Here is a 4,743-nt window from a genome sequence, read left to right on the forward strand (position 1 = left end):
CCTGGCCACGGCCATTGGCCGGAGCTGCATCCGCACAGGTCGGCGTGGCCGGTTCTTCAACGTGGTGGACCTGGTCAACCGGCTTGAGGCTGACAGTCGGGCGGCAAGGGCGGGTCGGCTGGCCGAACAACTCGGCCGACTGGACTTTGTCATCCTCGACGAACTGGGATACCTGCCCTTTGCCCAGTCTGGCGGACAGTTGCTGTTCCATATGATCAGCCGCCTTTATGAACAGACCTCGGTCATTGTCACCACGAACCTGTCCTTCGGTGAATGGGCCAGTGTATTCGCCGACGCCAAGATGACCACGGCACTGCTCGACCGTCTGACCCATCACTGCGACATCATCGAGACAGGGAACGAAAGCTGGCGGTTCAGGAACCGTAACTGAACCTCTCTCCAGATCCATACCTGCCCCGGCCTGTCTCCTTACGCCTACGGCTTCAGGAGACAGGCCGGCCCTTCAACAGGGGGTTAATATTGCATGCCGATCAGGGGTTATTTTTGAGTGCCGATTGACACAGATGGAAGCAGGTCGCCAATGATCGCCCCTTCTTCGTCCGTCTGATCGCCACGCATTCATAGATTTCCGCAAATACCAGCGTTGAATCATGTCCACGTCAGTCTAAAAAACCTTTTGTCAGCAGGCTCTATTCCCCATCCCTGTGGCAAGGGCTAATCTGGCCAGACGTAATTTTCAGACCGTCCAAAGGCTTGCCCGATTATGTCCGCGCTTTCCCAACTGCTTGATACCTACAGAAATCTATCCGTCACAGAGCGCGAGAAAGGCACCTACTTCGAGGAACTGATTGTCTGCTATCTGCGGACAGAGCCGAGCTACGCGGACCTGTATGACCAGGTATGGACATACAAGGACTGGGCAACCCAAGAAGGCTATGTCGCGAAAGACACGGGCATCGATCTGGTCGCCAGAACGCGGGACACCGGTGAATACCATGCCATCCAGTGCAAATTCTATGCCCCGTCTCACCGTATCAGCAAGCAGGATATCGACAGCTTTTTCACCGCCTCGGGAAAAAAGCATTTTGCCCGACGTATCATTGTCGCCACGACCAACCACTGGACCGACAATGCCGAGGCATCGCTTGCGGACCAGCATCCGCCCGTCAGCAAGATTGATCTGTATGACCTGGAAACCAGCCTGATTGACTGGTCGCAATATCAGCCCAAGATTGCTCCTATCCTGCGGGCGCAGAAGAAAGCTCGCGAGCATCAGGAAACCGCTATCCGCCGGGTTCTGGCCGGCTTCAAGAGTCATAACCGTGGCCGTCTAATCATGGCCTGCGGGACGGGCAAGACTTTCACCAGCCTGAAAATCGCGGAACAGCAGGTCGGGGCCGGTGGTCGTGTCCTGTTCCTCGTCCCTAGCCTGTCCCTGCTGTCCCAGACCCTGACCGAATGGACCCAGGAAAGTCAGGTACCGCTCCACAGCTTCGCGGTCTGTTCCGACAGTGACGTGGGAAAAAAGAAGGCGAAGAACGACGACGAGATTAAGGTCAACATCCACGAAATCCGCTACCCGGCAACCACCAGTCCCGGCCGTCTGGCGACCGAACACGCCAAACGGCATGACGACGCGCATATGACGGTCGTGTTTGCGACCTATCATTCCATCGATGTCATCAGCCATGCCCAGAAGGAGCATGACTACCCCGAGTTCGATCTGATCGTCTGCGATGAAGCGCACAGGACAACAGGGGTCACTTTCGGGGGTGAGGAAAACGATAGCGCCTTCGTCCGCGTCCATAACCAGAATTATCTGGCTGGCAGGCACCGACTCTACATGACTGCCACCCCGCGTATTTACGGCGATGTGGCGCGGGAAAAGGCTGAAAAAGAGGGGGCCATTGTCTATGGCATGAACAATGTGGCCATCTACGGGCCTGAGTTCCATGTCATCACCTTCTCCGAGGCCGTCCGGCGCAAACTGCTGGTGGACTACAAGGTCATTGTCTTGGCGGTTGACGAGGGAACCGTCAGCCGTAGTGTCCAAAAGCTTCTGGATGACCCCGATAACGGCCTGACCGTCTCCGATGCCTCCAAAATTGTTGGATGCTGGAAGGCGCTGGCGACGGGCGGATTGCCTCGTGAGGGGACGACCATACCCGAACCGATGAAACGGGCCGTTGCCTTCTGTCAGGTCATTTCTCCCGACTACAAGGGCAGGACACCCAAGGTCAGTTCCATCCAGATTGCCGATATGTTCCAGCAGGTCGTGGAGGAATATCAGGAACAGGAAGACATTGAACCTGACGCCCGTCTGGTCTGCGAAGCCGAACACGTCGATGGCGGGATGAATGCCAGCGAAAAGGAAGGCAAACTCGCCTGGCTGAAGGACGAGCCCCCGGAAGGCATATGTCGGGTTCTATCCAATGTCCGTTGCCTGTCCGAAGGGGTGGACGTGCCGGCGCTGGATGCAGTCCTGTTCCTGACCCCCAGGAATTCACAGGTGGATGTGGTCCAGTCCGTGGGCCGTGTGATGCGGGTCGCACCAGGCAAGAAGCGGGGCTATGTCGTACTGCCCGTAGTTATCCCGGCTGGGGTTGAGCCAGACCAGGCTCTGGATAACAACAAGACCTATCAGGTGGTCTGGCAGGTGCTTCAGGCCCTGCGTTCCCACGATGACCGTTTTGATCACATGATCAACAAGATGGATCTTCAGGCCAGACCTGACACATCCCGCATGGAAGTCATCGCGGTCACGAAGAAGATCACGGCTAAGACAAAGGCCCTGACAACAGGCACAACCCAGAAAGCCCATTCGTCCTACAAAATTGGAAAGAAGGCTTCATTCCCTGACGACGACAGGCAGGAAACCCTGCAATTTGAAGTTGGGGAAATTGAACGGGCTATCTATGCCAAAATCGTCAAGAAGGTCGGCAACCGTCATCACTGGGAAGACTGGGCCGATGATATCGCCCGGATTGCCCAGACCCACATCACCCGCATCAAAACCATTCTGGAGAATCCCAACAACGTGGAAGCCCGGACCTCGTTCAAGGAATTCACGTCAGACCTGCGAACGGAACTGAACGACAGCATCAGCGAGGACGAAGTCATCGAGATGCTGGCACAACATCTCATCACCCGCCCCGTGTTCGAAGCCCTGTTCGCTGGCCATAGCTTCATTGGCGACAACCCCATGTCCAGAGCCATGCAGACGGTTCTGGATGCGCTGGACAAGCACAGCCTACACAAGGAAACGGACAGGCTGGAGGCTTTCTATACCAGCGTCCGTGAACGGGCTTCGGGTATTGATACGTCCTATGGCCGCCAGAAGGTCATCAAGGAACTGTATGACGGCTTTTTCCAAAAAGCCTTCCCACGCCTGAAGGACCGCCTGGGTATTGTCTACACGCCTATTGAGGTTGTGGATTTCATCATCCGTTCCATCAATGACGTGCTGGAAAGCGAGTTCGGTCAGACCCTTGGGAGCAAGGACGTCCATATCATGGACCCCTTCACGGGCACGGGCACATTCATCACCCGGTTATTGCAGAGCGGGCTGATCACGAAGGAGCAAATGCTCCATAAATACCGGCAGGAACTGCACGCTAACGAAATTGTCCTGCTGGCTTACTATATCGCCTCCATCAATATCGAGGCTACATTCTTCGACCTAATGGACGGAACATATGAACCCTTTGAGGGTATCTGCCTAACGGATACCTTCAGGCTGAATGAACCGCATGACTTGGTAAGTGCGACCCTAGAGGACAACAACCGGCGTATCCACAAACAGAAGAAGCTGGATATCCGTGTGATCATGGGGAACCCGCCGTACTCCGTGGGGCAGGAAAGTGGGAATGATAACAACCAGAATGTGGCCTATCCCACTCTGGATGCGCGGATTGCGAAGACCTATGCGGAGCGGTCCAGTGCCACGAACAAGCGCGCCCTGTATGACAGCTATATCCGCGCCATTCGCTGGTCATCTGACCGCATTGGGGATTGTGGCGTCATCGGTTTCGTGACCAACGCAGGCTTTCTGGATGCCAATACGGCAAATGGTTTACGCCGGTGTCTGGCCGAAGAATTTTCCTCCATCCATGTGTTTCATCTGCGGGGGAACCAGCGTACATCAGGGGAAACATCTCGCAAAGAAGGTGGAAAGATATTCGATGCTGGAAGCCGGGCGCCGATTGCCATTTCCCTCATGGTTAAGAATCCAAATGCAAAGGAACAGGGTCGTATTCTGTTCCACGATATTGGGGATTATCTGACCCGTGAGCAGAAGCTGAAACGTATTCAGGAACTGGCCAGCATCAATGGCCTGACTGGCGAAGATCTATGGCAGACAATCACACCGGATGAACATGGCGACTGGCTACGGCAACGGGATGACAGCTTCGGGAATTTCATCGCTATCGGCAGTAAAGAGAAAGATGCCGGGCCTGTTTTGTTCGCGACCTATTCAGCTGGAGTCAAAACCCAGCGAGATGCGTGGTGCTGGAATGCTGGAGAAAAGGCTCTGGCAGGCAATATGCAAACCACCATTTCAGCCTATAATCAGGAACTCAAGCGTTTTAATGAAGCATACCCAGTCTCGAATAGACAGGCACGAGACAATGAGGTGGATAAGTTTATTGATACCAACCCCACTAAAATTAGCTGGACCCGCACTCTAAAGCAAGATTTTATCAAAGGGAAAGATCTTCTATATTCCTCTGATTGTCTTAGAGCCTGAATCAGAAAGCGGTTTGATTGATTTTTCGCAGAACT

General features: G+C 54.6%; 2 protein-coding genes. Both read left to right on the top strand.

Annotation, left to right across the window (positions count from 1 at the left end):
• Window positions 1–391 (top strand): ATP-binding protein (locus GEU01_RS19510; protein ID WP_019086499.1); only part of this gene is annotated, 391 nt, incomplete at its 5' end.
• A gap of 333 nt (window positions 392–724) precedes the next feature.
• Window positions 725–4,708, top strand: a complete 3,984-nt coding sequence (locus GEU01_RS23455; protein WP_019087401.1) for a DEAD/DEAH box helicase — start codon at window positions 725–727, stop codon at window positions 4,706–4,708.
• The last annotated feature ends 35 nt before the right edge of the window (window positions 4,709–4,743 follow it).

Source organism: Komagataeibacter europaeus LMG 18890 (genome assembly GCF_000285295.1).
Classification (GTDB): Bacteria; Pseudomonadota; Alphaproteobacteria; order Acetobacterales; family Acetobacteraceae; genus Komagataeibacter; species Komagataeibacter europaeus.

What these genes read in the sequence shown, in the direction of transcription:
- GEU01_RS23455 (WP_019087401.1), top strand. Translation starts at nt 725, where the DNA reads ATGTCCGCGCTTTCCCAACTGCTTGATACCTACAGAAATCTATCCGTC.